The 26,240-nt window shown below is 71.8% G+C and carries 24 protein-coding genes, 2 pseudogenes and 1 riboswitch; of the genes and pseudogenes, 13 read left to right on the top strand and 13 right to left on the bottom strand.

Translation table 11 applies throughout. The annotated features are described in order from the left end of the window. The 5 genes and pseudogenes from BM093_RS29315 to BM093_RS38435 form a co-directional block, all read right to left on the bottom strand. Nucleotides 1-773 (bottom strand): IS481 family transposase (locus BM093_RS29315; RefSeq protein ID WP_143105577.1); only part of this gene is annotated, 773 nt, incomplete at its 3' end. Then, on the bottom strand, nt 770-1,081 hold the full coding sequence (locus BM093_RS36815) for a hypothetical protein (protein WP_218162980.1): 312 nt from the start codon (nt 1,079-1,081) through the stop codon (nt 770-772). The genes BM093_RS29315 and BM093_RS36815, both read right to left, overlap by 4 nt. A 15-nt stretch (nt 1,082-1,096) precedes the next feature. Then, entirely contained in the window at nt 1,097-1,912 is an 816-nt protein-coding gene (locus BM093_RS29305) for a 3-oxoacyl-ACP reductase (RefSeq protein WP_093353955.1), read from the bottom strand. Between the two features lie 59 nt (nt 1,913-1,971). Beyond that, nucleotides 1,972-2,073: riboswitch (TPP riboswitch) on the bottom strand. A gap of 106 nt (nt 2,074-2,179) precedes the next feature. Beyond that, nucleotides 2,180-2,608, bottom strand: coding sequence for a hypothetical protein (locus BM093_RS37635; RefSeq protein ID WP_245773872.1), 429 nt, complete (start codon nt 2,606-2,608; stop codon nt 2,180-2,182). Between the two features lie 202 nt (nt 2,609-2,810). Then, nucleotides 2,811-3,086: pseudogene (locus BM093_RS38435) on the bottom strand (hypothetical protein); the annotation flags it as partial. Here BM093_RS38435 and BM093_RS37625 point away from each other — a divergent pair. After that, nucleotides 3,052-3,210: a hypothetical protein gene (locus tag BM093_RS37625; RefSeq protein ID WP_245773870.1), complete on the top strand. Its 159-nt coding sequence runs from the start codon at nt 3,052-3,054 to the stop codon at nt 3,208-3,210. The pseudogene BM093_RS38435 and the gene BM093_RS37625 overlap by 35 nt on opposite strands. Before the next feature lie 138 nt (nt 3,211-3,348). Here the strand turns inward: BM093_RS37625 and BM093_RS29290 are convergent, their stop codons facing one another. Then, the gene (locus BM093_RS29290; RefSeq protein ID WP_093353946.1) at nt 3,349-3,915 is read right to left on the bottom strand and encodes a PadR family transcriptional regulator; all 567 of its coding nucleotides are present in this window, start codon (nt 3,913-3,915) and stop codon (nt 3,349-3,351) included. A 415-nt stretch (nt 3,916-4,330) separates the two neighbouring features. On the opposite strand from BM093_RS29290, the gene BM093_RS29285 reads away from it, so the two are divergent. Genes BM093_RS29285 through BM093_RS29260 form a run of 6 tightly spaced genes read left to right on the top strand, consistent with a single transcriptional unit; the run spans nt 4,331 to nt 12,486 of the window. Beyond that, a complete protein-coding gene (locus BM093_RS29285; RefSeq protein WP_093353941.1) occupies nt 4,331-5,842 on the top strand; it encodes a class I adenylate-forming enzyme family protein in 1,512 nt (503 codons plus the stop codon). Then, nucleotides 5,835-8,246 carry a xanthine dehydrogenase family protein molybdopterin-binding subunit gene (locus BM093_RS29280; RefSeq protein WP_093353936.1) on the top strand — a complete coding sequence of 804 codons (2,412 nt, stop codon included), beginning with the start codon at nt 5,835-5,837 and terminating at the stop codon, nt 8,244-8,246. Before BM093_RS29285 ends, BM093_RS29280 begins: the two co-directional genes overlap by 8 nt. Nucleotide 8,247: 1 nt before the next feature. Beyond that, nucleotides 8,248-9,027 carry an enoyl-CoA hydratase/isomerase family protein gene (locus BM093_RS29275; protein ID WP_093353931.1) on the top strand — a complete coding sequence of 260 codons (780 nt, stop codon included), beginning with the start codon at nt 8,248-8,250 and terminating at the stop codon, nt 9,025-9,027. Next, complete coding sequence (locus BM093_RS29270; protein ID WP_093353927.1) at nt 9,027-9,893, top strand: FAD binding domain-containing protein; 867 nt, start codon at nt 9,027-9,029, stop codon at nt 9,891-9,893. The genes BM093_RS29275 and BM093_RS29270 overlap by 1 nt, the downstream gene beginning before the upstream one ends. Next, complete coding sequence (locus BM093_RS29265) at nt 9,890-11,131, top strand: xanthine dehydrogenase family Fe-S subunit (RefSeq protein WP_093353922.1); 1,242 nt, start codon at nt 9,890-9,892, stop codon at nt 11,129-11,131. The genes BM093_RS29270 and BM093_RS29265 overlap by 4 nt, the downstream gene beginning before the upstream one ends. 44 nt (nt 11,132-11,175) lie before the next feature. Beyond that, entirely contained in the window at nt 11,176-12,486 is a 1,311-nt protein-coding gene (locus BM093_RS29260) for a benzoate/H(+) symporter BenE family transporter (protein WP_093353917.1), read from the top strand. A gap of 129 nt (nt 12,487-12,615) precedes the next feature. Here the strand turns inward: BM093_RS29260 and BM093_RS29255 are convergent, their stop codons facing one another. After that, entirely contained in the window at nt 12,616-13,851 is a 1,236-nt protein-coding gene (locus BM093_RS29255; RefSeq protein ID WP_143105576.1) for an IS110 family RNA-guided transposase, read from the bottom strand. Between the two features lie 320 nt (nt 13,852-14,171). Between BM093_RS29255 and BM093_RS29250 the strand changes: the two genes are divergently transcribed. Then, nucleotides 14,172-14,486: a hypothetical protein gene (locus BM093_RS29250; protein ID WP_245773869.1), complete on the top strand. Its 315-nt coding sequence runs from the start codon at nt 14,172-14,174 to the stop codon at nt 14,484-14,486. Between the two features lie 258 nt (nt 14,487-14,744). Here BM093_RS29250 and BM093_RS29245 read toward each other — a convergent pair whose 3' ends face one another. The 5 genes from BM093_RS29245 to BM093_RS29225 are packed head-to-tail and all read right to left on the bottom strand — an operon-like array spanning nt 14,745 to nt 20,288. Continuing rightward, on the bottom strand, nt 14,745-15,518 hold the full coding sequence (locus BM093_RS29245) for an SDR family NAD(P)-dependent oxidoreductase (RefSeq protein ID WP_093353912.1): 774 nt from the start codon (nt 15,516-15,518) through the stop codon (nt 14,745-14,747). Continuing rightward, a complete protein-coding gene (locus tag BM093_RS29240) occupies nt 15,515-16,288 on the bottom strand; it encodes an SDR family NAD(P)-dependent oxidoreductase (RefSeq protein WP_093353908.1) in 774 nt (257 codons plus the stop codon). The genes BM093_RS29245 and BM093_RS29240 overlap by 4 nt, the downstream gene beginning before the upstream one ends. Continuing rightward, on the bottom strand, nt 16,285-17,595 hold the full coding sequence (locus tag BM093_RS29235; RefSeq protein ID WP_245773868.1) for an MFS transporter: 1,311 nt from the start codon (nt 17,593-17,595) through the stop codon (nt 16,285-16,287). The genes BM093_RS29240 and BM093_RS29235 overlap by 4 nt, the downstream gene beginning before the upstream one ends. A gap of 37 nt (nt 17,596-17,632) precedes the next feature. Next, nucleotides 17,633-19,369 carry an oxidoreductase gene (locus BM093_RS29230; protein WP_093353898.1) on the bottom strand — a complete coding sequence of 579 codons (1,737 nt, stop codon included), beginning with the start codon at nt 19,367-19,369 and terminating at the stop codon, nt 17,633-17,635. Then, entirely contained in the window at nt 19,362-20,288 is a 927-nt protein-coding gene (locus BM093_RS29225) for a dihydrodipicolinate synthase family protein (RefSeq protein WP_093353893.1), read from the bottom strand. Before BM093_RS29225 ends, BM093_RS29230 begins: the two co-directional genes overlap by 8 nt. Before the next feature lie 126 nt (nt 20,289-20,414). On the opposite strand from BM093_RS29225, the gene BM093_RS29220 reads away from it, so the two are divergent. From BM093_RS29220 to BM093_RS29210, 4 genes and pseudogenes are all read left to right on the top strand, one after another. Beyond that, complete coding sequence (locus BM093_RS29220) at nt 20,415-21,314, top strand: LysR family transcriptional regulator (protein ID WP_093353889.1); 900 nt, start codon at nt 20,415-20,417, stop codon at nt 21,312-21,314. Between the two features lie 291 nt (nt 21,315-21,605). Next, nucleotides 21,606-22,861 (top strand): annotated as a pseudogene (locus BM093_RS29215) (IS256 family transposase). A 131-nt stretch (nt 22,862-22,992) separates the two neighbouring features. Next, the gene (locus BM093_RS36280) at nt 22,993-23,148 is read left to right on the top strand and encodes a hypothetical protein (protein WP_177238772.1); all 156 of its coding nucleotides are present in this window, start codon (nt 22,993-22,995) and stop codon (nt 23,146-23,148) included. A 9-nt stretch (nt 23,149-23,157) separates the two neighbouring features. After that, nucleotides 23,158-23,748 carry an MFS transporter gene (locus BM093_RS29210; RefSeq protein ID WP_093353886.1) on the top strand — a complete coding sequence of 197 codons (591 nt, stop codon included), beginning with the start codon at nt 23,158-23,160 and terminating at the stop codon, nt 23,746-23,748. Between the two features lie 189 nt (nt 23,749-23,937). Here BM093_RS29210 and BM093_RS29205 read toward each other — a convergent pair whose 3' ends face one another. Then, nucleotides 23,938-25,227, bottom strand: a complete 1,290-nt coding sequence (locus BM093_RS29205) for an ROK family transcriptional regulator (RefSeq protein ID WP_093353882.1) — start codon at nt 25,225-25,227, stop codon at nt 23,938-23,940. A gap of 132 nt (nt 25,228-25,359) precedes the next feature. Here BM093_RS29205 and BM093_RS29200 point away from each other — a divergent pair, with 132 nt between their 5' ends. Beyond that, nucleotides 25,360-26,217, top strand: coding sequence for a sugar phosphate isomerase/epimerase family protein (locus BM093_RS29200; RefSeq protein WP_093353879.1), 858 nt, complete (start codon nt 25,360-25,362; stop codon nt 26,215-26,217). Nucleotides 26,218-26,240 lie beyond the last annotated feature (23 nt).

Below are 26,240 nucleotides of genomic sequence, written 5' to 3'. Positions count from 1 at the left end.
CCGTTCGTCTGCGGGCGCCAGGGCCGGGTGAACCGGCGCCCGATGCCCAGGTCGTGGCAGGTCTGGCGCCAGGTGGTCTTGCGGTAGGACCAGGCGTTGTCGGTGAGCACTCGCTCGAGGGTCACGCCGTGGCCGGCGAACCAGGCATGTGCTCGGCGCAGGAACTCGGCGCAGGTGGCGGCTTTCTCGTCGGGCAGGGTCTCGGTGTAGGCCAGCCGGGAGTGGTCGTCGAGGGCGGTGTGCAGGAACAGATAGCCACGTCCACCGGCGCGGGCCTGGTTGACCCGGCCGACGGCACGGCCGTGGACGCGGTGTCCGCCGCCGTCGGGGATCCGGCCGAGCTTCTTCACATCGACGTGGACGAGCTCGCCGGGGCGGGCTCGTTCGTAGCGGCGGACCGGTTCGCCGGTGGCGCGGTCACACGCGGACAGGCGCGGCCTGTGGTGGCGGCGCAGGACCTGATGGACCGTCGAGGCGGCGACCGGCACTCGGCCGGCGATGCGCAGCGGCCCGATCTTGTGCTCATCACGCTGCCGTAAAACCTCGACCTCGACGGCCCGACTGGTGCGGCGAGGACTGTGATGCGGTCGGCTGGAGCGGTCGTTCATGGCGGGTTCGCCGCCGTGGCGGTAGCGCCCGGCCCAGCGGGCGGCGGTGGTGTGGGCGACCTGGAAGCGCTCGGCGGCGCGGCGCAGGTCCCAGCCGTCGTCGACGACACACCGGGCCAGGCGCAGCCGGCCGGTCGGGGTCAGCGGGGCGTTACGGTGGATCACCAGAGGGCCTCCTCGGGCTTCGGCGTGTTTCGTGGTGATCCACACCGAACCCGGAGGCCCTCGCCTGTCTCAAGATCATCGGACGGGCGCGCCGGACTGTCACCAACGTGCCCGGACAGCACGACTAGGGCGAGAACGATCGAGTGCCCGTCGGCAAAGAAGACCGCATCGAGCAGGCCACGCTCGGCGGTGAGGGCCAGCTGCTCATAGTAGCTGAAGTCGCCGAGTCGCTCGACCGCTGAACCGGGCGCCCGCCAGGCGGCGCCGTGGTGTCCACAGCCGTGGATGAACAGGTTGAGGTGAGCCATGCGTTCTGGCACCTGTCAGCCCTTCACCAAGCCACCGTCGACGATCAGGTTCTGGCCGGTCACTGCCCGTGCCCAGGGGGAGGCGAAGAACAGCACGGCGTCGGCGAGTTCGGCGGGGCTCGTGACTCGACCGAGCGGTGTGCCGGCGGCGATGGCGTCGAATATGGTCTCAGGCGTGGCCGCGCTGGCATCGGTGGTGCGCAGCAGGCCGGCGGAGACCATGTTGACGGTGATGCCGTGTGGCCCCAGGTCGTGGGCGAAGGTGCGGGTCAGCGCGAGCAGGGCGGCCTTGGCCGCAGTGTAGTCGTGGTAGGGCACGACCGGGTGCTGCACCAGGTTGCTGCCGATGTTGATGATACGCCCGAACCCGCGCCCGATCATGCCCGGGATCGTCGCCTGGACCAGGGCTAACGGCCCGTACACCGACCCGGTGAGCTGGGAGGCGAGCAGGGTCGGGTCGAGCTCGGGGACCCTCGGACGAGCTTCGCCGTCGAAGGTGAAGTTGACCAGGGCATTGTTGACCACCGTGGTGACGGGCTCACCGAAGTGCTCGGCGGCAGCGTCCACGCCCAGCCGTATCTGGTCTGGAGCGGTGACGTCGAGCGGCACCGCGAGTCCGCGGCCGGGATATTCGGCGGCGAGTACCTCGGCGGCCTCGCGGCTGCAGTGATAGCCGATCGCGACGCGGGCTCCATGATCGAGGAATGCCCGGCTGATGGCGGCGCCGAGCCCGCGGCCACCGCCGCTGATCACGACGACCTGGTCGGCCAGTGGGGCCGCGGTCGGTTCGCGGTTGGTGGCGCTTGGCTCGTGCGGCGCGGTGTCGGTCATGCGTCGTGCCTCTCGTGCGGGGGCAAGGGCATGCCGCACGGTGCACGCGGACGGACCGGCGTTGCGCCGTGTGACATTCCCTTCGCCAGTACGACCTGGATCAGGTTCGACGGGTTTCTTCTCAGCCACCGGACGGACCGGCAGCACCCCGTGTCACATCGGCCACCGTAGCTCCCCGATCACGCCTCGGCGACCAGCGCCGGGCCGACGCCGACGACAAAGGAACGTCAGCAGAAGCGGACTACACCCACCGAGGGTATGGACTGCTCATGCCGGGGCCGGATGCGGCAGGCAGCGGATGTGGTGATCGCGTAGTCCGTAGAAGACCAGTTCGGTGAGCTGGCGGGCTGCGGCGAGGACGCCGATGTTGTGGTTGTTGTGTCGGGCGCCGACGTGATCGCGGATCTGGCCCAGGCGGATGTGCCCGGGGACGCGCTGCACGACCTCGGTAGCGGCCCAACGCGCCAGCCGGGAACCCTGTTCGGTGATCCGGCCCCGGTGCAAGGTGGTGTCGGATTCGCGGTGTTTCGGGGTCAGCCGGCCCAGCTGGCCAGCTGCGCGGGCCCGGGGAACGGGTGATGTCGCCGATCTCGGCGATGAACACCGCCGCGAGCACCGGCCCGACCCCGGGATGACCTGAATGGCCCGATAGCGCGGGCCGGCGCGCAGCCGACCCGCGGCGAGCTTGGTGAACACCCTCGACCTCGCAGCCCAGGTTGCTGATCAGCCGCAGCTCGGAGTTCACCCGGGCCCGACACGCCGGCTTGAGCTCGACGCGTCCAAGCAGTTCGGTGCCGGCGACCCCGAACAAATCACTGATCGACACCTGGACGCCGGCGCCGGCGAGCACCGCGTGCACCTGGTTCTTCAGGTTCGAGCGCAGCGTGACCAGCTTGGCCCGATGCCGCACCAGCTCGGACAGCTCTCGGGTGGCAGGCGGCGCGATCCATGTCTTCGGCAGGCGACTCATCCGCAGCAGATCGGCCAGATCCGCGGCGTCGCATTCGTCGTTCTTGACCCTCGTAGGAGAACGCCGTGACCCCCAACGGGTGTGCCAGGTCCACCGTCGCGCCGAGCTCGGCCAGGGTGTCCGCGGCCCAGCACCAGCTGGGGGCGCCGACCCGGTGGACGCTCGTGCTGTGACCGCGAAACGGACCGGTGTCTCGCAGAACACGGTCCGATCGATCGCGAAACGGTTCGACGAGACCGACGGCGATGTGCTGGCCACGATCGACCATAAACCGCGCGAGACACCGCTGGTAGCGCCGATCGTGAGGGCGAGGTCGAAGCCCGCTTGATCGCACTGGCCTGCTCGGCCCCACCGCAGGGCTACACACGCTGGTCGCTGCGCCTGCTGGTGTCAGGTCGCCCTGGTCGCCGACCTGCCCGAGCTGGATCACCCCACCATCGGCCGGGTGACACCGGCTGTGAGCGGGTCAGCCGCGCGGGTCGCGCTCGGCCCGTTCACGACGGAGCCGATCGAGGTCATCGGTAGCCAGCGCGGTCCAGAACCTCAGCGCGGCGTGCTCCATCTCAAGCCCCAGCTCGATAGTGATCATACGCGGCTCAGCCCATTGCTCCTGGCCGTGTCGGGCAACCAAGTCCTCGTACTCGGCGATCCGGCTCTCGTGCTGGCGAATCTGTTCGCGGGCGAGCTTTTCGACGTCGTCCGGGGAGCCTGCCTCGTTGAAGAACAGCTTCAGCTCGGCGACGTCGCGCATCTCGAAGTGCTCCGGGGTGGGTGCTGCCAGCCAGGCGCGGAGTGCGGCCCGACCCTCGCTGGTGAGCGAGTACGTCTTGCGCCGCCGCCCGTGATCTTCTGTGTCCAGGGCGAGCAATCCGGCATCGGCGAGCCGTTCCGGCTCCGAGTACAGCTGTGCGTGCGGGAAGTGCCAGAAGTAGCCGACGGATCGGCTGACCGCCCGCTTGAGCTCGTACGGCGTCGAGGGCCCGCGCAACGCAATCATGCCCATGACCAGATACGACGTCGTCGACAGCCGCATCTGCTCTCCCCTCGTGGTAGTCGGTACACCGCAGACTCTAAACCCGAGGATCCGCTGAGCCGCGGATGCGGCTCGATCAGCGGGTGTGCGTCGACGACCCCAGTGTCGGCTGCCGTGCGCCGCCCCAACACCGGCAGACGGCGTCCAGTGTGGACGCGATGGAGCGGCTCGCAGGAATGCGGGTTGCGAGCCGAGGCATCGCCCTCGACCAGGCGACGGTGAACGGCTGTGCCGTCGTCGCCATGCCGGCCCGCAGGCCAGATGTACAGCGCGGACGCTTCCCTCGCAGGGTAATGGAGCTTCGCCTCCGGGGACCCCTAGCTAGCGGTTCAGTACTCGGGTCGCGAGATCTCGGGCTTCCCATATTATCATCTGAACCGTATGGTCTGAAACAGACTAACGATGAGGGGGTCCGATGGACCTGGTGACGACGCTGCGGTGGGCGGTCGAGCGCAACCCCGACCGACCAGCGGTGAAGGGGACCGGCAGGTGGCTCTCCTACCGGCAGTGGGATGCGAGGACCGACCGACTGGCCGGAGCTCTGCGGAGCCTCGGCGTGGAGCCGGGGGCGCGGGTCGGCCTGGTGATGCACGGCGGCGAGCAGCTCGCGAGCCTGCACCTGGCTGTACAGAAGCTCGGTGCGGTCTCGGTGCCGCTGTCGACTCGCTTCGGAATCGAGGAGCTCGGCTACTGCCTGGGTGATGCCGACGTTCGACTGGTGGTCGCCGACCCTGCGCACGCTGAGCATGTCGCCGCTTCCGGCTGGGGCGAACTGCTGCGCGACGTGGCGTCCGTCGACGAGCGCGCAGCCCGTCTGGATGAGCCGACGTGTGTGGTCCCGGACGACGCGGACCTCAGCGTCATGCTGTACACGTCCGGCACTACTGGTAAGCCGAAGGGTGTCCCGCGGACACACCGTGCCGAGCACCAGTCTGCCGTCGCGCACGTGATGCAGACCCGGCAGCGGCAGGGCGTCGCGACCCTCGGTGTGATGCCCCTGTTCCACACGATGGGCCTGCGCACCCTGCTCGCCTCCATCGTCGTCGGCGGCACGTGGGTGGGCCAGCCCGCGTTCGACGCCGACGAGTCGATGCAGCTGATCCTCGACGAGAACATCGGATCGTTGTATCTGGTGCCGACGATCTACTGGTCGCTGCTGCGCACCGGCCGGCTCGGCGAGGCGCGGGCGCTCGACAACCTGGCCTACGCCGGTGCCGCCATGACCCCGTCGCTCGCCGAGAAGTTGGTCGAGCAGGTCGCGCCCACCTCGTTCGTCAACCACTTCGGCTCGACCGAGATCTACACCTTCACCATCGGGCCCGACGTCGCCGCCAAGCCCGGCTGCGCCGGCCGGGCAGGGCTGTTCTCCCGGGTACGGCTGATAGCCCCTGACGTCGGCGCCCCGGTCGACGAGGAGGTCGCGCGTGGGACCCAGGGTCAGGTGATCGTCTCGATGGCCTCGCCGGAGGCGTTCGGCGGTTACTGGCAGCGGCCGGACGCGAACACCAAGGCCATCCGGGATGGCTGGTACCACACCGGTGACCTGGCCATCGCCGACGAGGACGGCGACCTGTGGGTCTCCGGCCGCACCGACGACATGATCAACTCTGGTGGCGAGAACATCTACCCGGACGAGGTCGAGGCCGTCCTGGCCCGCTGCCCCGGGATCGACGACGTCTGCGTGGTCGGGCTGCCCGACGAGCGCTGGGGACACGCGGTGACCGCGTTCGTGGTCCCCGTCCGCGGCGCCGACCCGCTGGCCACGGCCGACCAGGCTCTGGCCTACGCGCGCCAACACCTGCCCTCGCTGAAGCGGCCGAAGCGGGTGATCGCCGTGGACTCGGTCCCGCGGTCCGGGGTCGGCAAGACGCTGCGTCGCACGCTCCTGGCCGGTGAGTACAGCCCGAAGGGAGAAGCGCGTGCCTGACGATGCCCAGAACTGGGTCCCCAGCAGGGACGAGGACGCCGCGCTGGTCACCGGCCGCGGCGCATTCCTCGACGATCTCGACCCGCTCCCCGGCACGCTGGTCGCCGCCGTCGTGCGCTCCACCCGCCCGCATGCCCGGCTGCGGTCGGTCGATCTGTCCCGGGCCCGTGCCCACCCGGGGGTGGCGGCGGTGATCGGCCCGGAGGAGGTGCGCGCCGCGCTGCGGCCGTTCCCGCTCTCGACCGGGGCGGTCATGCCGTACCTGCCGACCGGCGTGGACAAGGTGCGCTTCGTCGGTGAACCGATCGCCGTTGTCGTCGCCTCGGACCGGTACATCGCCGAGGACGCGGCGGAGCTGGTCGCCGTGGAGTACGACGAGCTGGGCGCCGTCACCGCAGCCCGTGCCGCGCTGGAGCCGGACGCACCGCTGCTGCACGACGACGCCGGGTCCAACGTCGCCACCGACCGCACCTTCTCCTTCGGCCCGGTGGAGGAGCGGTTCCGCGACGCCGCGCACGTGGTCACCGGGCGCTACGACTTCCCGCGCTACTCCTCGGTGCCGATGGAGTGCTACTCGGTCATCGCGCAGTGGAACGAGGGCGACGACGGCCCCTCGGTCGAGGCCTGGGCGAACTTCCACGGACCGTTCTCGATGGTCCCGGTCATGGCCGGTGCGCTCGGGATCCCGACGTCGCGGGTGCGGCTGCACGTCCCCGCCGACATCGGCGGCAGCTTCGGGATCAAGGCGGGCATCTACCCCTACGTGGTGCTGATGGCGCTGGCCTCGAAGCACGCGGGCACGCCGGTGCGGTGGGCCGAGGACCGCGTCGAGCACCTGATGGCGAGCTCCACCGGCGCGGACCGGGCCATGACCTTCTCCGCCGCCGTCGACGCCGACGGCACCGTGACGGCCCTGCGCACCGACCTGATCGACAACGTCGGCGCCTACCTGCGCCCGCCGGAGCCCTCCACCCTCTACCGCTGCTACGGCAACATCACCGGGCCCTACCGGATCGACGCGGTCGAGATCCGGGCCCGCGCCGTGGTCACCAACACCATGCCGACCGGGCTGAACCGGGGCTTCGGCGGCCAGCAGCTCTACTTCGGGCTGGAGCGGCTGATGGACGCGGTCGCCTCGGCGACCGGCCTGGACGTCGTCGAGGTGCGTCGGCGGAACCTGGTCTCGGCGTTCCCGCACGAGACGGCGACCGGTGGCGTCTACGACTCCGGCGACTACCCCGCGGCGCTGGACCTGGCGGTGAAGAACGCGGACCTCGCCGAGCTGGAGCGCCGGCGCGAGGCGGCCCGGGCCGAGGGCGCCTTCTACGGCATCGGTACCGCACTGGTCGTCGACCCGTCGGGCACCAACATCGGCTACGTCGGCCTGGCCACCCCCGCCGAGGACCGCAAGCCGGGCCGCGACAAGTCCGGCTCCACCGAGCACGTCCGGATGTCGGTGGACCTGCAGGGGAAAGTCACCGTGCTGCTCGGGTCGGTCCCGCAGGGGCAGGGCCATGCCACGGTGGCGCGCAAGGTCGCGGCGCAGCGGCTCGGGCTGCCCCTGGAGCAGGTGCGGGCGGTCGTCGACATGGACACCGCGACGACCCCGTGGACGGTCACGTCCGGGTCGTACTCCTCGCGGTTCGCACCGCTCGTCACCAGCGCGGTCGTCGCGGCCGCGGACACCATCGCCGCCACCGTGAAGGCGGCCGGGGCGACGCTGCTGGAGGGGGCCGACCCTGGCGAGCTGACCCTGCTCGACGGGAAGGTCGTCCACCCGGACGGCCGCTCGGTCGCCTTCCGGCACGCGGCGGGCGTCGTGCACTGGGACCCGGCGTCGCTGCCCGACGGCGTGCCCGCCCGCCTCTACGCCGAGGCCGAGTTCTCCCCGCGCGAGACCCGCGCGGCCACCGCGGACGACCGCATCAACTCCTCGCTCTGCTACGGCTTCGTCGCCGAGATCGTGGCGGTGCGGATCGACCCGGACACCTTGGAGATCGCCGTCGACCGGGTGTCCTCGGTGCACGACGCCGGGACCGTCCTCGACCAGACCCTGCTCGACGGCCAGGTCCACGGCGCGCTCGTGCACGGTCTCGGCGGCGCCGCCTACGAGGAGTTCACCCACGCCGACTCCGGTCAGCCGACGGCGGCGACGTTCCTCGACTACCTGTGCCCGACCAGCGCCGAGGCCGGGTTCGACCTGCGCACCGACCACGTGGTGACCCCGTCACCGCTGACCCCGCTCGGCGCCAAGGGCTGCGGCGAAGGGTCGTCCATGAGCTTTCCCGTGGCCTACGCCAACGCCGTCGCCGACGCGCTGGCACCCCGCGGGATCGACATCACCCGCCTGCCGCTGCACGGCGAGGTACTGCACCAGCTGCTCACCGAGAAGGAGAACTCCTGACATGGCACTGACCGGCGGCGACGTCGTCCTGACGCGCGAGCACGACGGGCGGGTCGCCTACCTGACCCTGTCCCACGGCAAGTACACGGTCGTCACGATGGAGATGCGCCGGCTGGTCGCCGAGCGCTTCGCCGAGATCGACCGGGACCCGCAGGTCCGCGTCGTGGTGATCCGCTCCGACGGCCAGCACTTCACCTCCGGCGGCGACATCGCCGGGTTCATGGAGGTCGACCCGATCGACCTCACCGACCTCGGCCAGGACGTCACCGCCCCGGCCCGCAGCACCAAGCCGGTCATCGCCGCGATCGACGGCTACTGCTTCGGCGTCGGGCTGGAGATGGCGCTGTCCTGCGACATCCGGCTCGGCACCGGCCGTACTCAGCTCGCGCTGCCCGAGATGAACCTCGGCATGATCCCGGGCTCCGGCGGCACCCAGCGCCTGGCCCGGCTGATCGGCCTGTCCCGGGCGAAGTTCCACATCATGACCGCGACCCGGATCCAGGCCCAGCAGGCGCTCGACTGGGGCATCCTGGCCGGCCTGTACGACGACCGCGACGCGCTCTACGCCGAGGTCGACGCGCTGGCGCTGAAGATGGCCGGGTTCTCCCCGGCCGCGCTGCGCACCGCCAAGGAGGTCCTCGACCGCGGCGTCGACGGCCCGCTCTACACCGGCATCGAGCTGGAGCGGAAGGCCTACTCGATGCTGCGGGCGACCGAGGACTTCGCCGAGGGCGTGAAGGCCTTCGGGGAGAAGCGCACCCCGAACTTCACGGGCCGCTGATGAAGGCCGCACCGTTCGCCTACGTCCGCCCCGGCCGGCTCGACGACGTGCTCGGCGAGCTCGCCGGCGGCGACGGCAAGGTGCTGGCCGGCGGCCAGTCCCTGGTGCCGGTCCTCGCGATGCGCCTGGGCCGCCCCGGCACCCTGGTCGACATCACCGCCGTGCCCGAGCTGACGGCAGCGGGACCGGAGCAGGACGGGTACCGGATCGGCGCGGCGGTGCGGCAGCGCGCGGTCGAGCACGACCGGTCCGCCCGCGCGGTCCCGCTGATCGGGATGGCCATGCCCTTCGTCGGGCACCGGGAGCTGCGCAGCCGGGGCACCGTCTGCGGCAGCCTCGCCCACGCCGACCCGGCCGCCGAGCTGCCCGCCGTCGCCTGCTGCGCGCAGGCGACGGTCGAGCTGGCCGGCCCGGCCGGGCGGCGGAGCATGCCCGCCGAGGAGTTCGTGACCGGCGCGATGACCACCGCGGCCGGGCCGGAGGACGTCGTCGTCGCGGTGACGTTCCCGCACGCCCGGCCGGGGGAGGGCTTCGGGTTCGCCGAGATCGCCCGCCGGCACGGCGACTTCGCGCTCGCCGGGGTGGTCACCCGGGTGCGGGTCGGCGACGACGGCGCGGTGACCGAGGCCCGGCTGACCGGGTTCGGGATCTCCGACCGCGCCGTGACCCGCGACGTGACACCGCTGCTCACCGAGCACGAGGACGACCTGCGCCCGGCCACCGCCGCACTGGCCGACGAGGTCGTCGACACCGGCGGGGACACCCACGGATCCACCGGCTACCGGCGCCGGTTGTTCGGGGTGCTCGCCGCCCGCGAGCTGTCCCGTGCGCTGCACCGCGCCCGGGACCGGAAGGAGCGTTCATGACCACGGTGGAGCCGAGGCGAACAGGTACTGCGGAGCCGCGGGACCGCGTCGCCGCCGACGAGACCGTCGGGATCACGATGACGGTGAACGGCACCGAGACGACCGTCACCGTGCCGCCCCGCGCCCACCTCGGTGACGTGCTGCGCGAGCAGCTCGGCCTCACCGGCACCCACCTGGGCTGCGAGCACGGCGTCTGCGGCATGTGCACCGTGCTCGTCGACGGCGAGGCCGCCCGCGCCTGCCTGCTGTTCGCGGTGCAGTGCGAGGGCGCCGAGATCGTGACCGTGGAGGGCCTGGGCACCCCCGAGGACCAGCACCCGCTGCAGCAGGCGTTCTCCGCCCACCACGCGCTGCAGTGCGGGTTCTGCACCCCCGGGATGCTCATGAGCAGCTACGACCTGCTCAGCAACACCCCGGAGGTGGAGAGCGAGGAGCTGCCCGAGCAGATGTCCGGCGTGCTCTGCCGGTGTACCGGCTACCGCGGGATCCTCGCGGCCGTCGACGACGTGCGGCAGAGTCACCCGGACGGCGTCCCCGGGCCCCGGGCGTGCGGCGCGCGGACCCTGGTCGGGCGGGGGACCGGTGGCGGCAGCGGCGCCGGAGCCCCCGCCGAGGAGGTGCCGGCGGCGGCGCTCGCGCAGGAGGTGCGGCTGCCCTCCGGGCCGCCGTCCGCGGTCGTCGAGGTCACCAGCGCGCTCCGGCAGCCGGTCGAGCGGGTCTGGGCGGTGCTCGACGACTTCGACCTGCTCGCCCGCTGCCTGCCCGGCGCCCGGCTGACCGAGGTGCTCGACGGCGACCGCTACCGCGGCCGGGCCGTCGTCGCGCTCGGCCCGGTGAAGCTGTCCTTCGACGGTCTGGCCCAGGTCGTCGAGCGGGACCCGGCCGCGCACCGGCTGCGGTTCCACGCCCAGGGCGCCGACGCCGGCGGCAGCGCCACCCAGGCCGACGTCGTGCTGGCCGCCGAGGCCGGACCGGACGGCGGCACGGTGCTGACCGCGCACGCGGACGTCCACCTCACCGGCCGCGTCGCCCAGTTCGGCCGGGCGCTGGCCGGTGACGTCTCGCGGCGGCTGTTCGAGCAGTTCGCGACGAGCGTCGACGAGGCCGCCGAGACCGGGTCGGTCACCGAGCCCGGCCGCGGTGCGCAGCTCCGCCTGGTGCTGGGGACCGTCCGGGACACCGTCGGCGCGCTCGTCCGCCGGGGCCTCACCCGCGTCCGCACACTGCGGCGCCGGTAGCCGCCCGCTCCCTGCTCGGTGAGTGATCGCAAGGAGGCGACACCATGACCGCATCGACCGACGAGCCCGCCGAGGGCCCGGCCGCCGCACCGCCCACCCCGCCGGCCGAGCCGCGGCCGACCCGCCGCATCGAACCCGGCCCGGGGATCCGGTCCGGGCTGCGCGGCCTGCCCCGGCGACTGAACCCCGCAACGGTCGGCGCCGGGGTGGTCGCGGCCGTGTTCGGCTGCACCGGGCCGGCGCTGATCGTCATCGACGGTGCCGCCGCGAACGGCCTGGACAGCCGGGTGATCGCGTCGTGGATCTTCGGGATCTACGTGTTCGGCGGCCTGATCTCGCTGTTCCTCGCCCTGCGCTACCGGATGCCGGTCGTCGGCGCCTTCTCCATCCCGGGGGCCGTCCTGGTGGTGGGGGCGCTGGGGACGTTCCCGTTCTCCGCCGTCGTCGGCGCGTTCCTCGTCGCGGGACTGCTCGTGCTCGTGCTCGGGCTGTCCGGCCTGATCGGCACCGTGTCCCGGTGGCTGCCGCAGCAGATCGTGATGGCGATGATCGCCGGGGCGCTGATCCGCTTCGGCACCGGCGTGGTGACCGCGGCCGAGTCCGCGCCGTGGATCGTCGCGGCCGCGGTGGCCGGGTTCCTGCTGCTGTCCCGGTTCGTACCGGCGGTGCCCGGCGCGCTCGGTGCGCTGGTCGCCGGGCTGGCCGCGGCCGCGGCCACGGGCGGCTTCACCACGCAGGCCACCGCCGTCGAGGGCTGGACGGCACCGGTGCTCGTGGCGCCGACGTTCGACCTCGCCGCGATCCTGGCCGTCGGGATCCCGCTGGCGGTCCTGGTGATCGCCGCGGAGAACGCCCAGGCCTACGGCGTGCTGCTCAGTCAGGGCTACCGGCCCCCGATCAACGCGATGACGGTCGCGAGCGGCGTGGGCGGGCTGCTGGCCCCGCTGACCGGCGGCCACAACGCCAACGTCGCGGGCCCCATGACCGCGATCTGCTCGGGTCCGCAGGCCGGGCCGGACCCCGACGCCCGCTACGCCGCGAGCGTGGTCAACGGCGTGCTGTTCATCGCGTTCGGCGCCCTCGCCGGGATCGCGGTCACCGCGGTCACGGCGCTGCCGACCGAGCTGGTGGCGGTGGTCGCGGGGCTCGCCATGATCGGGGTGCTGGTGTCGTCGTTCCGCGGCGCGTTCGGCGACGGCCGGTTCCGGACCGGTGCGCTGACGGCCCTGGTGGTCGCGATGAGCGGGGTCGCACCGCTGGGGATCTCCAGCCCGTTCTGGGCGCTCGTCGCCGGTGTCGCGATCTCGGCGGTGCTCGAGCCGGCGGATTTCCGGGTGCGGGTCGAGGCCGGGTGAGCATACGACGAACCGGGATCGTCGCTCCGACGAGTCGCTGCAGCCGACGTCCTCGATCCGCTCGCCGACCTGCATCGCTTCGTGGCCCGGCAGAGTCGGCCGCCGGCGGGGGGTGTCTCTATGTGGTTGTCAAGCCGCAGCGAGCGCCGGATCTGGCTCAGTGACGGTCGGCGGACTATAGGGCGTGCGGTCACGGAGCATGGCGAACAGGACGTCGGTGCGGCGGCGGGCCAGGCAGATCAGGGCAGCGTTGTGGCGCTTGCCCTGGGCTCGTTTGCGGTCGTAGTAGGCGCGGCTGACGGGGTCGGCGAGGCTGGCGAACGCCGAGAGGAACAGCGCGGATTTGAGGGCGTGGTTGCCGCGTTGGGAGCGGGTCTCGCCCTTGATCGACGTCCCGGAGCGACGCGTCACGGGTGCGAGGCCGGCGTAGGCGGCCAGGTGTCCGGCGGTGGGGAACGCGGATCCGTCGCCGACGATGGTGAGGATCTTGATGGCGGTCCTGACCCCGAGTCCGGGCATCGAGGTCAGGACCAGCCCAAGAGGGTGGGCCTCCAGGCGAGCCTCGAGCTCGACAGCAAGATCGTTGCGTTCGGTGTGAACGTCACGCAGTTGGGCGGTGACGCCGGCGATCACGCGGGCGAACGCGGCCGTGCCCGCAACGACCAGTGTCTGGGTGTCGAGCGCGGCCAGGATCTGGGCGGGCAGGGTGCGGGCCAGGCGCGGGGAGCGCGGGCTCATGAGTTCGGCGATGCCGTCTTCACCGAGTTCGCGCAGGGCCTGCGGGGTGGGCGCTGCGGCGAGCAAGTCTTGGACCCCGCCGCGGTCGAGACGGGGTCCGAGCAGGCGCTCAAGTGCTGGGTGGATGTGCAGCAGCGCGTCGCGCAGCCGGTTGGTCAACCGCGTGGACTGGCCGGCGAGGTCGTCGTCGTAGCCGGCGAGCACGGTCAGTTCGGCGAGGGTCTCGTCGTCGGTGCCGACCCGGCGCAGCGTGTGCGGCATGCTGCGTGCTGCCTCGGCGATGACATGGGCGTCGCGGGCATCGGTCTTGCCCTGGCCCGGGTGCAGGTCGGCGATGCGGCGCATCGCCAGTCCGGGCAGGTAGGCCACGTCGATGGCCATGCTGCGGGCGACTGCGACAGCCAGCGCGCCGATCGATGCCGGTTGATCGACCACCACCAGCACTCGGCCGTGTCCGGCCAGCGTGGTGAACACGGCTCGCAGGGCGGTCTCGTCGTTGGGCAGCGCCTTGTCGTGCACCCGTTTGCCTGCAGCGTCGAGCGCACAGGCGTGGTGCTCGGACTTGCCCACATCGAGTCCGCAGAACACCGCAAACGGGACCGCCTGGATCTCGCCGGGTTCGGACACCCGCCGGCTCCCCTCGTCGTCGTGGCAGGCCGACCTCGAGCACCCGCGCCGGCAGCCACGTTACGAGCAGACCACGCAAGCGGGTCAGGTCTCTATCAGCGGTCGTTGGCGCCTTCCGACCACGGTGACAACACCCCCCAGATCATCAAGGACAGGGGCAACAAGTCATGCCGTGGCCGGTGGCCTGCAAGCCCTCACCGGGCTTGATCAAGAAGGTAACGGGGGCCGCGGCGGCCCCCCGGTGTGTGAGACGGCACGAGGTCCGCGAAGCGGCCGCTCTGCTGTAGCGCCGTCGAGGGTGACCATGTGATCCGACGGTCTTGCCGGCGGGCCGCTTCCGGGAGCCCCCGCTCAAGGTCTTCCCGGGCGACGTCGACGACACGTGCAACGAACTGGTGCTCGAGCTCACCGACCAACCCACGATCTTCGCCGACGTCCGGGCCAAGGTGCCCGGCCCGACCTTCGAGCTCGGGCGCGGCCGGATGCGGCTCGCCCTCCCGGAGGCGTTCCCGGAGGCGGAGCCGCTCGAGGCTTATGAGCGGCTGCTCCTCGACGTGATGCGTGGCGACCCGACGTCGTTCATCAGCTCCGACCAGGTGGAGCTCCTGTGGCGGCTGTGCTCGATCCGCTGCTGAACGATCCACCGCCGTTGCGGCGCTACCCGCGCGGGTCGTGGGGGCCGGGTGGAGCCCTCCGGCTCCCCGGTGAGCGCGGGTGGCGGTTGCCGGACTCGTAGCGATCCGAACTCGTAGCGATCCTGTCCTCAGGGCAGTCCTATCGCGTAGGAACGCCTCGACATCGTCGACCGGTGCCGAGCCGGCCAGGCCACACAGTGCGCTCCGTCGCCGCCGCCGCGGACTTCCGGTCGCCGTCAACGGCCTCACGCTGGTCGTTCATCTCGGTGGGACCTGGAGGCCCGACATCCCACCGTCGACGGCCAGGACGGTGCCGGTGAGCGAGCGCAGGTGCGGGTCGGCGAGGTGGAGGATGGACCGGGCGACCTCGTCCATCCCCACGAGGCCACCGGTCGGTTGGCGGCTGCGCAACGCCGCGAGCTCGGTGTCGGGGTCGGCGGCGGCATCCAGCAGCCGGCCGATCCACGGGGTGTCGACGGTGCCGGGGCACACGCAGTTGACGCGGATCCCCTCTCGGACGTGGTCCGCAGCCATGGCCCGGGTCAAGGACAGTACGGCCCCCTTGCTCGCCGAGTACAGCGCCCGGTCGGGCAGTCCGGCGGTGGCCACGATGGAGCAGACGTTCACCACCGCCGCCGAGCCCGCGCGGCGCAGGGCCGGGAGCGCGGCTCTGGTGGTGCGCACCAGCCCGAGCAGGTTGACGTCGAGCACCCGCCGCCACTCGTCGAGGTCGTTGGCCTCCACCGTGCCGGCCGCGCCGACGCCGGCGTTGTTGACCAGGATGTCGATCCCGCCGTAGGCCGCCACGACCTCGTCGACGGCGGCGGTGACGGAGTCGTCGTCGGTGATGTCGGCGCGTACCCCGAGCAGTGGGCTCGGTACGCCGCCCGGGTCGAGGTCGAGCACGGCGACCCGGGCGCCGCGCGCCGCGAACAGGGCCGCCGTGGCCGCGCCGATGCCGGAGGCCCCGCCGGTGACGACGGCGGTCAGCCCGGCGAAGTCCGCGCGGGTGTCGATGGTGGTGTCGGTCATGGCAGGGTCTGTCCTCCGTCGACGTGCCAGGACTGCCCGGTGACGAACCGGCTGGTGTCCGAGGCGAGCACCAGGGCCAGGTCGGCGACTTCCTGCGGGGTGGTGAGTCGTCCCATCGGGATGCCGGTGCGGTACTTCGCGGGGTCACCGTGGATCTGGCGATCCGGGCCGACGCCGAGCTCGCGCCACTGGGCGCGTTGCAGCTCGGTGTCGCAGGAGCCGGGGCACAGCGTGTTGACCCGGATGTGCTCGCCGGCGAGCTCGAGAGCCAGGCAGCGGGCCATCATGTCGGTGGCCGCCTTGGACGCGCAGTAGGCGCCCAGGTCCATCCGCGGTGTCCGCGCGCAGTTGGAGGTGACCACGACGATGGAGCCGGGCCCGCCACGGGCGCGCATGTGGCCCGCCGCGGCCCGCACCGACAGGAACGCCGCCCGGGTGTTGACGGCGAACTGGGCGTCCCAGTCCTCGACGGCGGAGGTGACCAGGTCACCGGCCCGCAGGATGCCGGCGTTGTTGACGAACACCTCGGGTGCCCCGAGCCGCTCGACGACCTCGGCGAACGCCCGCTCGACGTCGTCGGCCCGGGTGAGGTCGGCCGACACCCCGACGCCGCCGATCTTCTCGGCGACCAGCTGCGCGCCGTCGGCGTCCTTGTCGATCACTGCTACCCGCGCTCCGGCGTCGGCCAGCGCCGTGGCGATGGCCCGGCCGATGCCGCGGGCCGCGCCGGTGACGGCGGCGGTGCGACCGGTGAGATCGAGTGCGGTCACGACGTGACCGTCCCGGTGGTGTGGTCGGCGTACCGGGCTCGCATCGTGAGCAGGGACGCCAGGCTGATCATGGCGGTGGCGACGAGGAGCGCGGCCATCGGCCAGGACGCCTGGTCGTAGCCGACCAGCAGCGCGCTGGCCACGAGCGGGACCAGCCCGCCGAGCATGCCGCCGATCTGGTAACCCAGGGAGGCACCCGAGTAGCGCAGCGCGGGCGGGAACGTCTCCGAGTACAGCGCCGCCTGCGGTCCGTACATCAGCGGATGCCCGATGCCCATGATCACGATGACGCCGAGGAACAGCAACGGCGTCGACATCGTCTCGATCAGCCAGAACAGCGGGAACGCGAACACCGCTACCAGGATCGCCCCGGCCGCGAACACCGGTCGTCGGCCGACCCGGTCCGAAAGCGCGCCGAACAGCGGCACGGTGCCGCACATGACCACAGCGGCGACCAGGACGGCGGCGAGGAACGTGCCGCGCGGAATGCCCAGGTGCGAGGTGGCCCAGGACAGGCCGAGCACGGTGACCAGGTAGAAGACCGTGTTGATCACGATGAACGCGCCGGCGGCGCCGAGCACGCTGCCCGGGTGCTTGGTCAGTGCGTCGCGCACGGGCAGTCGGGCGGTCTCGCCGGCGGACTGCATCTGTGCGAACACCGGGGACTCCATCAGCCGCAGCCGCACGACGAGCCCGACGATGATGAGCAGCGCGCTGGCCAGGAACGGCAGCCGCCAGCCCCAGGACAGGAAGTCCTCGTCGGGCAGGCTGCTCACTGCGGAGAAGGCCGCGGTGGAGAGCACCAGCCCGAGCGGGCTGCCGACCTGCGGCCACGATCCGTACCAGCCGGCCCTGCCGGGCGGCGCGTGCTCCACGGCCATCAGCACGGCACCGCCCCATTCGCCGCCGACGGCGACGCCCTGCAGGAACCGGAGCGCCACGATGAGGACCGGGGCCAGGATGCCGATCTCGGCGAAGCCCGGGACCAGACCCATCGCCAGGGTGCCGAGGCCCATCGCGAGCAGCGAGAGCACCAGCATCTTCTTGCGGCCGACCCGGTCTCCGTAGTGGCCGAACACGATGCCGCCGAGTGGCCGGGCGGCGAAGCCCACCGCGTAGGTGGACAGCGAGGCGAGCAGGCCCGCACCCGGCGAGAACTCGGGGAAGAACAGTTTCGGGAACACCAGCGCTGCGGCGGTGCCGTAGATGTAGAAGTCGTACCACTCGACGGTGGTGCCGATCAGACTGGCGAAGGCGACCTTGCTGCTCTGCCGCCGGTTGCCCGGTGGTGCGTGTACTGCGCTCACTGACGGCTCTGTCATGGCACGGGACCTCTTGTCGGTGTCAGGGGGTGGGGGCGGATCGAGCGCTGGGCGCCAGGGCGGCGTCGAAGGCGCTGGTGATGGCCTCACGGGCCTTACCGGCCCGGGCGGCGTCGCCGACCACGAGCACCGTGGTCCCCGGGTCGAGGGGCAGTCGGCCGGCCAGCCCGGCGCCGCGTCCGGTGCGGAGCCGGTAGTAGAGCGCGTCGCGGACTCGCGGGGAGGCGAACAGGCGGGCAGCCGCCTTCCAGCGGGCGGCACGGGTGCGCAGCAGGCGGGGGACGACGGCGCCGAGGCCGAACCGGTAGTGCGCGCCGGTGGCCACCACGACGACGTCGGCGCCGCGCAGGTCGTCGCCGGTGGCTTCGGAGCCGTAGCGGAACCGGACGCCGCCGAGCCGGCAGGTCCGTTCGAGCTCCTCCACGTAGGCGGTGAACGTCGGTTCGGCCGCGGCGACGTCGTTGAACCTGGGGGCGAGCCCGGTGAGCCGGAACGCCCCGCCTGCCCGGTCCGCCGTGTCGATCACGGTGACGTCGTTGCCCTCGGCGACCTGGGAGGCGTAGGTCAGCCCGGCCGGCCCGGCGCCGAGCACCACGATCCGGCGGCCTCCCGGCGCGCTCGCGCCATCGTAGACGTCCTCCCGGCCGGTCGCCGGGTTGACCACACAGGACAACTGCGCGCCGGATCGCATGTTCGTGATGCAGTGGTTGCAGGCCAGGCATCGCCGGACGGGGACCCCGGCCTGCGCCTTGGCCACCCAGTGCGGGTCCGCGATCAGCGGGCGGCCCAGCGCGACGATGTCGAGCTTGCCGTCGGCCACGGCGGCGGCGGCCAGGTCGGGATCGCCGAGCCGTCCGACCCCGATCACCGGGACGTCGACCAGCTGCTTCATCCGGGCCGCGTACTCGACGAACGTCGCCGCGGGGTAGGCCATCGGCGGGATCATCCGTTCGGCGGCCGGCAGCGAGCGGTAGTGCCCGGCGGTCACGCTGACCGCGTCGGCGCCGCCCTGCTCCGCCCACCGGCCGACCTGCATGCCCTCGTCGGCGGTGAGCCCGCCCGGGAAGAAGTCCTCCACCCCGATCCGGAAGATCACGGGCAGGCCCGGGACCTCGGACTTGATGCGGCGCAGGATCTCCAGCCCGAAGCGTGCCCGGTTCTCCAGCGACCCGCCGTAGACGTCGGAGCGGGTGTTCTCCAGCGGGGACAGGAACTGCGAGATCAGGTAGCCGTGCGCGCCGTGCAGCTCGACCATGTCGAACCCGGCCCGCTGTGCGCGGGCCGCCGCGGCCACGTAGGCGTCGACCGTCTCGCGGATCCGGGCGTGCGACATGGCTTCCGGGACGGCGAGTTCGGCGTCGATCTCGAAGACCGGGGTGGGCACCGCCGACGGCGCCACGGGCGTGGTGCCCGACACCGCGGACCGGGCCCGGCTGCCCCCGTGGCCGAGCTGGATCGACGCCCGCGCCCCGGCCTCGTGCAGCGTGTCCACCAGCCTGCGCAGGCCGGGCAGGAACATGTCGTCGTAGATGCCCAGCTCGCGGAAGCGGTGCTTGCCGGCGATCTCGGGGGACGCCATCTCGACGGTGACCAGACCGACGCCGCCCTCGGCGCGGGCCCGGTAGTAGGCCAGCGTCGCGTCGGTGACGTGCCCGGCGTCGTCGGCGAGGCGGGTGGTCATCGAGGGCAGCAGCGTGCGGTTGCGGAGCCGGACACCACCGATCTCGACGGGGTCGAACAGGCCGGGGACCTCAGCCACGGGGCAGCTCCGCCCGCTCGACGGCGGCCCGCAGCGTGGCCCGCTCGGTGTCGGACACCGGCTGCAGGGGCGGGCGGACGTACGCGGCGTCGATCCGCCCCAGCTGGGCCAGCGTCTCCTTCATCCGGTTGTGCCCGTCCAGGAACGGGTCCGCGTAGCAGGCCTCGGCGAAGGGCTGGATGCGGTCCCAGACCCGGCGTGCCTCGGTCAGGTCCTGTTTCTCCACGGCGCGGAACAGCGCCACGTGCAGGTCCACGACGACGCTGCCGTGCCCGGACAGGATCCCGTCCGCGCCCAGCACGAGCGAGGCGAGCAGCGAGCGACTGAAGCTGGACAGCACCGAGACCGGCCTGTCCAGCGCCCGCAGCGCGCGCAGGTTGCGCTCGTAGCTGACGATGTCGTTCGACCACTCCTTGATCGCGACCACGTTGTCGATCTCGGAACAGATCCGGACCAGCGAGTCGGTGCCCAGCCGCAGCCCGGATGTCGCCGGATAGACGAACGCGATCAGCGGGAGGGAGGTGGCGTCGGCGATCGCCGCGTAGTGGCCCACCGCCATCTCCGGGCGCAGCTGTGCGCCGCCGTCGAACACGACCGTGGGGAACACGAGCAGGCCGTCTGCCCCCGCTGCTTCGGCGTCCGCGGCGATCCGTGCGGCCTTGGCGGAGCCGTCCTGGTAGACCCCGGAGATCACCGGGACCCGTCCGGAGACCTCGTCGAGCACGATGTCGAGCAGGCGGCGCTGCTCGTCCGCGGTCAGCGTGGCCACCTCCGAGGCGTGCGCGTTGGTCGTGATGCCCGTGACGCCCTCGACGTCGATCAGCGCACGCAGGTGGCGGCGGAGATTGGGCTCGTCGATCCGCAGGTCGTCGGTGAACGGGAGCAGATGCGCCGGGATCACCCCGTGGAAGGAGACCATCGTCGGTCCCGTCCTCTCTTCGTCGGGTCGGCCTCTCCTCGTCGGATCAGCGCGCTGACACCGACGCTAAGCCGGTCGACCACGCGGGAAGAAATGCCGTTTCAGCACCGCTTATGCTTCTGACGCATGACAGAGATTCCAGCGGAGCACGGGGTCGAGCTCCGGCATCTCCGCGCCTTCGTGGCCGTGGCCCGGGAGCGGAACTTCACCCGCGCCGCGCAGCATCTCCGGATCACTCAGCCGGCTCTGAGTCGCACGGTCGCCTCGCTGGAACGGCTCCTCGGCACCACTCTCCTGGCACGGAACCGCCGGACGGTGCAGTTGACCGCCGCCGGTCAGCAGGTACTGCCGCACGTGCACCGGGTGCTGGCGGCGCTCGACGAGGCGGTCGGTGCCGCGACCGGCGCACCACCCACCCTCCGGGTCGGATTCACCTGGGGCTCCACGGCCGAGTACACCGCGCCGATCGTGCGCGACTTCGAACGCGCCCACCCGGACGTGACGGTGGAGATCCGGCGGTACGACGACACCGTGGCCGGGCTGGCCGACGGGCGTACCCACGTGGGGTTCCTGCCGGGTGACCCCGGGGACCCCCGGTTCGGGACGCTGGTGCTCGCCGACGAGCCCCGCGTCGTCGCGTTGCCGGCGGACCACCGGCTGGTGGACGGCGCGACCGTGGTGCTGGCCGACCTCGCAGCAGAGGCAATCGTGATCAACGTGGTGTCCGGGACGACCACGCTCGACCTCTGGGAGCCGGCCCGGCGCCCGGACACCGTCGTGCGGGTGCGCAACGTCGACGAGTGGATGGAGGCGATCGCGGCCGGGCGGGGCGTGGGGCTCACACCGGCGTCGACCGGACGGCTCTACACCCACCCGCAGATCCGTTACCGGCTCGTCGCCGACTCGCCGCGGGTGCCGATCACGCTGGCCTGGCCGCGGCTGGCTGCGCATCCGCTGGTCGCGGACTTCGTCGCCAGTGCCGAGCGGATGCGGCATCGGCGAGATCCTGACGACATCTCGCTGTGATGCCCGGGCAGGGTGGTCGAGATCCTGCGACGACGCGATCTGATCTGTAGACAAACGAAGGCCTCCCGGGTGTGGCGTGGAGTGGAGCTGTCCGGTAACCGCTCCGCCACCCCAAGATGCCGACGTGGCCCACGCTACCCACTCCCACGCCGCGTGCCCGGCTCGCCCCTCAGTGGCGTCCACGAAGGTGGTGTACGACCCGGTCCTGGTCAGGGCCGTGGCGTAGACGTGTAGGGCGGCCACCGCGTGATCTTCTGGAGACCTTCCACAGTGCTTCAGGAGTTCCACGCGATGGCCGCACCCTCCAGTATTGACCCCTCCGAGTTCCTGCACGAGCAGCTGTCCCAGGCGAGTCTGACCTGCTGCGCCAGATGCTCACGACGTTCATCAACACTCTGATGTCCGCGGACGCGGATTCGGTGTGTGGCGCAGCCTGGGGCGAACGCTCCGACCAGCGGACGAACACCCGCAATGGCTACCGACACCGCGACTTCGACACCCGCGCCGGCACCATCGACGTCGCGATCCCCAAGCTGCGGGGCGGCTCCTACTTCCCCGACTGGCTGCTGGAGCGCCGCCGCCGGGCGGAGCGAGCACTCACGACGGTGGTCGCGACCTGCTACCTGCTCGGGGTCTCCACCCGACGGATGGAGAAGCTCGTCGAGTCGTTGGGCATCACCAGACTGTCCAAATCGCAAGTCTCAGAGATGGCCCGAGATCTCGACGACCAGGTCGAGCAGTTCCGGACCCGCCCGCTCGACCAGGGCCCGTACACCTTCGTCGCCGCCGACGCCCTGGTCTTGAAGGTGCGCGAGGGCGGGCGGGTGGTCAACGTGCACGCGCTGCTCGCGACCGGGGTGAACGCCGACGGGCACCGCGAGATCCTCGGCCTGGATGTGGCCTCCAGCGAGGACGGAGCGGGCTGGTTGGCGTTCCTGCGCGGTCTGGTCGCCCGCGGCCTGTCCGGGGTCAAGCTCGTGACCAGCGACGCTCACACCGGGCTCGTGTCGGCGATCGGCGCCACGTTGCCCGGCGCTGCCTGGCAGAGGTGCAGGACGCACTACGCGGCGAACCTGATGGCCGCGACCCCCAAAGCCAGCTGGCCGTGGGTGCGGGCGCTGCTGCACTCGGTCTACGACCAGCCCGACGCCGCGAGCGTTCACGCCCAGTTCGACCGCGTCCTCGACGGCGTGGCCGACAAACTGCCGAAGGTGTCCGAGCACCTCGACACCGCCCGCGTCGACGTCCTGGCCTTCACCTCGTTCCCGAAGGAGGTCTGGCGCCAGATCTGGTCGAACAACCCGAGCGAGCGACTCAACCGCGAGATCCGCCGCCGCACCGACGTCGTCGGGATCTTCCCGGACCGCGACTCCCTGATCCGCCTGGTCGGCGCCGTTCTGGCCGAACAGCACGACGAATGGACCGAGGGACGGCGCTACCTCGGCCTCGACGTCCTGGCCCGCGCCCGCGTCACCGCCGCCCCCGACACCACATCCAGCAGCGTGGAGGTGAACTCAACCGACACCATTCCGGCGCTCAGCGCCTGACAGAACAGAAGATCACGCGGTAGTCGTCACACACCACGCCAACGGACTTGACCCGCCCCTCGCCCGGCGGCTCGGCCAGCATGGATCCACGAGCACAACCATCACCGGCCGCGCCCGGATAGGGGTTCATCGTGTGGAACTACCTGTCCGACACGCCCGCAGCCGCCGCCTGGCTCAGCCAGGCGGAGAAGGAGGGACTCGCCGGCCGCCTGCGCTCGGAACACGACCGCAAGCAGGTCGAGGGCTCCCACACCGTGCGCGCGGCCTTCTCGAACGGCTGGGTCTGATTCTTCTCCCTGCGCTACTTCGCGATCATCCTCGGCCAGTGGGGGATCGGCTTCTGGCTCCCACAGATCGTCGCCGGCGAGTTCCCAGGCGCGAGCGACTTCCAGGTCAGCCTGCTGTCCGCAGCACCGTGGCTGGTCGCGTTGACCGCCATCGTGCCCGTGGCCCGGCATTCGGACCGGACCGGCGAGCGACGCTGGCACCTGGCGGTGCCGTGCGCGGTGGCCGCGCACGGGTTCGCCCTCAGTACCTACTTCGAGCAGCCCTTCCTCGCTCTGGCGGCCACCGCGCTGGCCATGATCGGCTTGATGGCGGCGGTACCGGTGTTCTGGAACCTGCCGTCCGCCGTGCTCACCGGCGCGGCCGCGGCGAGCGGCATCGCACTGGTCAACTCGCTGAGCAACCTCAGCGGCTTCGTCGGGCCCTCAGTTATCGGTCTCATCACGCAGGCGACCGGCAGCTCCCGGGCCGGGATCGTGATCCTGGCCCTGTTCCTGTTTGTGGCGGCCGGGCTCGCGCTGACGACTCGCCGCGAGCGTCCGGTGCTCGAGCCCGCCGAACAGCCGGCGCGACCGACCTCGTACCAGGTTCCCGAGACCTGATGATCCGCCGCCGGGCGCCACAACGACCATGACGAGCCATCGGACGAGCAAGGGCACGGCTCGGGAACGCCGCAGGCCGATCACGAGATGCCGCTGTGGGTTCGTGAACTGTGGACCTGCGCCGGTGACCGGAGGGCTGGCTCCTCTGGCCACCCCGCCCCTGCCGCAAGGCCGGCTTCAGGTGTCGGGTCAGACCTCGGCGCCCTGCGGGCGCAGGCCCGGCATCCCGGCGGGGCTGCCGTGCGGGATCCACTGGGCGAGCAGGTCCCGGCCGAACAGCTCGTCGACGATCATGAAGCCCGCACCGGTCGGGCCCGCCCGCTCACCCAGCGACGTCCGCACGATCTGCAGGTCACGCGTGGCCAGCGGCAGCGACCGCCGATAGACCGACTGCCGGACGCTGGCCAGCAGCAGGTCACCGGAGGCTCCGACTCGCCCGCCCAGAAGGATCGTCGACGGGTTGAAGAAGTTGACTACCGCGGCCACCGTGTCGCCGACCAGCCGACCCGCCCGGGACAGCAGTTCCACCGCGACCGGGTCGCCGAACTCCGCGGCGCGCACGACGTCGTCCGGGGTGATCTCGCCCGCCTGGGCCAGCCGCGCGATCAACTGCTCGCCCCGACCCGCGCGTGCGGCAGCCGTCGCGTCCCGTGCCAGGGCCGTCCCTCCGACCATCGCCTCCAGGCAGCCGACGTTGCCACAGCGGCACACCACCTGCTCGGCGTCGGGCACCGATCCGGTCAGTCCGACGTGTCCGATGTCGCCCGCCGAACCCTGCGCACCGCGGTGCAGTCGTCCACCGGAGATCAGCCCGGCCCCGATCCCGGTACCGATCTTGACCAACACCAGGTCCGGGGAGCCGGCTCCACGGCCCGCCCGGAACTCGCCCAGCGTCATGAGGTTGACCTCGTTGTCCACGAACGCGGGCGCGTCGTAACGGGCGGCCAGCCGATCGCGGACCGGGTAGCCGTCCCAGCCCGGCATGATCGGTGGCGCCACCGGACGGCCCGAGGCGAACTCGACCGGCCCGGGCACCCCGAGACCGATGCCCCAGACCGGGGGAGCGTCCCGTTCGGCCAGAAGCTCGTCGAACAGGCCCTCGACCCGGCTCAGACTGGCCTCCGGTCCGGTACCGATGTCCCAGTCGTGGCCCCGGTGGACGATCAGGCGCCCGCTCAGGTCGGCCACGCCGGCGTCGAACCCGGTCGCCCCGAGCGAGGCCACCAGCAGCACCCCCGCATCGACCTGGAAACGCAGCTCGCGCGGCGCCCGGCCGCCGGTGGACATGCCGAGGTCGCCCTCGGTCACCAGGCCGGCTGCCTCCAGCTGACCGAGCCGCTGCGATATGACCGTGCGCCCGAGCCCGGTGCGACGGACCAGTTCCGGGCGCGTGCGCGCACCGCCGGAACGAACCAGGTCGAGCACGGTGACCAGCGTGTCCAGCTGGTCCGGCGCGACACCCTGCACGGACAGTCCCACTCGTGGCCCTCCTCGTTCCGCCTCGGCCCCGGACTTCCGAGATTAGTTCATTGACTTCTGTGCAGATCAAACTTTAGTGTCATTGCATCGATCGGAAGTGCGGCGCTGCGGCCGCACCGGAGGAGGTGGGCCGTGCGTCTGGGCTATCACTCGATCACCTGGGGCGGAGTCACCGGCGCCGCCGCCGGGGTGACCAGCGTCAAGGATCTCGTCTACCGGGTGCCCGGCGACATGCGGCTGGCGCTGCGCGAGATCTCCGCCGCCGGCTACCGAGGTGTCGAGATGTTCGACGGGAACGTGCGCGAGTTCGCCGAGCTCGCCGACGGTCACCCCGGCTCGCTTCCCCGGCTGCTCGACGAGACCGGGCTGTCGCTGGTCGGGGTCTACACCGGAGCGAACTTCATCTACCCGGACACCCTGCCCGACGAGCTGCACCGGGTGCGCCGGGCCGCAGAGGACGCCGCCCGGTTCGGTGCCGGCCAGCTGGTGGTCGGTGGCGGCGCTCCGCGTGCACACGGGATCGCAGACGGCGACCACGACCGGCTCGCCCAGGCCCTCGACACGGTGGCCGGGATCGCGGCGGAGCACGGCCTGTCCGCCTGCTACCACCCCCATCTGGGCACGATCGGCCAGTCGCCGGAGCAGGTCGAGGCCGTGTTCTCCCGGTCCTCGATCGGCTTCTGCCCGGACACCGCGCACCTGGCCGCCGGCGGCGGGGACCCGGCCGCGATGATCCGCCGATACCCGGACCGGATCCGGCACGTGCACCTCAAGGACCTCGGAGCCGACGGTGCCACGTTCCTCCCGCTGGGCCGCGGCGAGCTCGACCTGGACGGCGTGCTCGCCGCCGTCGCCGAGTCCGGCTACGACGACTGGCTGATCGTCGAGCTGGACTCCTACGACGGCGACCCGGCCGAGGCAGCCCGGATCAGTCGCGCCTGGCTCGACGGCGCGCTGGACCGGGCCGGGCTGACCGTGACGACGAGTTGAGACGTGACGACGAGTTGAGGACA

Origin of the sequence: Pseudonocardia ammonioxydans, assembly GCF_900115005.1 — a bacterium.
Taxonomy (GTDB): Bacteria; Actinomycetota; Actinomycetes; order Mycobacteriales; family Pseudonocardiaceae; genus Pseudonocardia; species Pseudonocardia ammonioxydans.
Note: the sequence above shows the minus strand (reverse complement) of the source record. Positions and strands in the feature narration are given on the sequence as shown.

What these genes read in the sequence shown, in the direction of transcription:
- BM093_RS36815 (WP_218162980.1), bottom strand. Translation starts at nt 1,081, where the DNA reads ATGGCTCACCTCAACCTGTTCATCCACGGCTGTGGACACCACGGCGCC.
- BM093_RS29225 (WP_093353893.1), bottom strand. Translation starts at nt 20,288, where the DNA reads ATGGTCTCCTTCCACGGGGTGATCCCGGCGCATCTGCTCCCGTTCACC.
- BM093_RS29260 (WP_093353917.1), top strand. Translation starts at nt 11,176, where the DNA reads ATGACCGCATCGACCGACGAGCCCGCCGAGGGCCCGGCCGCCGCACCG.
- BM093_RS29265 (WP_093353922.1), top strand. Translation starts at nt 9,890, where the DNA reads ATGACCACGGTGGAGCCGAGGCGAACAGGTACTGCGGAGCCGCGGGAC.
- BM093_RS29245 (WP_093353912.1), bottom strand. Translation starts at nt 15,518, where the DNA reads ATGACCGACACCACCATCGACACCCGCGCGGACTTCGCCGGGCTGACC.
- BM093_RS29270 (WP_093353927.1), top strand. Translation starts at nt 9,027, where the DNA reads ATGAAGGCCGCACCGTTCGCCTACGTCCGCCCCGGCCGGCTCGACGAC.
- BM093_RS29220 (WP_093353889.1), top strand. Translation starts at nt 20,415, where the DNA reads ATGACAGAGATTCCAGCGGAGCACGGGGTCGAGCTCCGGCATCTCCGC.
- BM093_RS29285 (WP_093353941.1), top strand. Translation starts at nt 4,331, where the DNA reads ATGGACCTGGTGACGACGCTGCGGTGGGCGGTCGAGCGCAACCCCGAC.
- BM093_RS29290 (WP_093353946.1), bottom strand. Translation starts at nt 3,915, where the DNA reads ATGCGGCTGTCGACGACGTCGTATCTGGTCATGGGCATGATTGCGTTG.
- BM093_RS29305 (WP_093353955.1), bottom strand. Translation starts at nt 1,912, where the DNA reads ATGACCGACACCGCGCCGCACGAGCCAAGCGCCACCAACCGCGAACCG.
- BM093_RS29275 (WP_093353931.1), top strand. Translation starts at nt 8,248, where the DNA reads ATGGCACTGACCGGCGGCGACGTCGTCCTGACGCGCGAGCACGACGGG.